This window comes from Bradyrhizobium diversitatis (assembly GCF_016031635.1).
Taxonomy (GTDB): Bacteria; Pseudomonadota; Alphaproteobacteria; order Rhizobiales; family Xanthobacteraceae; genus Bradyrhizobium; species Bradyrhizobium diversitatis.
The window spans coordinates 1-599 of the sequence record NZ_JACEGD010000133.1; the positions used below are offsets into that span (position 1 = coordinate 1).

General features: G+C 63.3%; 1 protein-coding gene. It reads left to right on the forward strand.

The features are described 5' to 3' along the window. Nucleotides 1–203 precede the first annotated feature (203 nt). Complete coding sequence (locus H1B27_RS39790) at nt 204–410, forward strand: hypothetical protein (RefSeq protein ID WP_197969792.1); 207 nt, start codon at nt 204–206, stop codon at nt 408–410. The last annotated feature ends 189 nt before the right edge of the window (nt 411–599 follow it).

The window sequence follows — 599 nt, forward strand, 5'->3', positions numbered from 1 at the left end:
TTCAGACGAAGCGAGGAACGTCTTCACGGTGGTGTTCGCAGACAGCGCCCGGTGGGAGGCCGAGGCCGCGGATCGGCGCGCGCCGCAGCTGAAACGCCCCGCGGCCCGCTCGATGGCCGCATCGTTTCGGTGAAGGCGTTGTTCGCCAGCCGTTGAACATGGAGTGGACATGCCATCGCTGTGGCGGCACCGGCGGTCTCCTGATGATGGAGCCTCCCGGCCCGGCGTGTCTGCACTGCGTTGGCCTCGATGATCTCGAATTTCGGCCGGCAGGCGATGCCCTGCTCACGCGGCGCGTTCTGCTGAAGCGTACGACGACGGCATATCGGGTGCTGTTCGCCTTCACGCGCCGCCGTTACGAACGACAGGGCCTGCTCGTCGAGCCGCGGGCCCTTGCGGACGCGCGGTGATCGAATCTCGATCGATGCGCTTTGTCGAATACCACTGGAACGTCAATCACATACGAGTTCGCAGTTTTGTGCTGAGTGGCGCACCATTCTTACGCCGGCGACCGCGCATGCGGTTGAAGCCCTGATGTAATTTCCGGGGATAGGATCGAGGCTTGTGCACTTGGCTCGCCTTTGTTGCAGCTTGATCCA

Excerpts from the sequence above, each read along its gene's own strand:
- H1B27_RS39790 (WP_197969792.1), top strand. The coding sequence starts at position 204 with ATGATGGAGCCTCCCGGCCCGGCGTGTCTGCACTGCGTTGGCCTCGAT.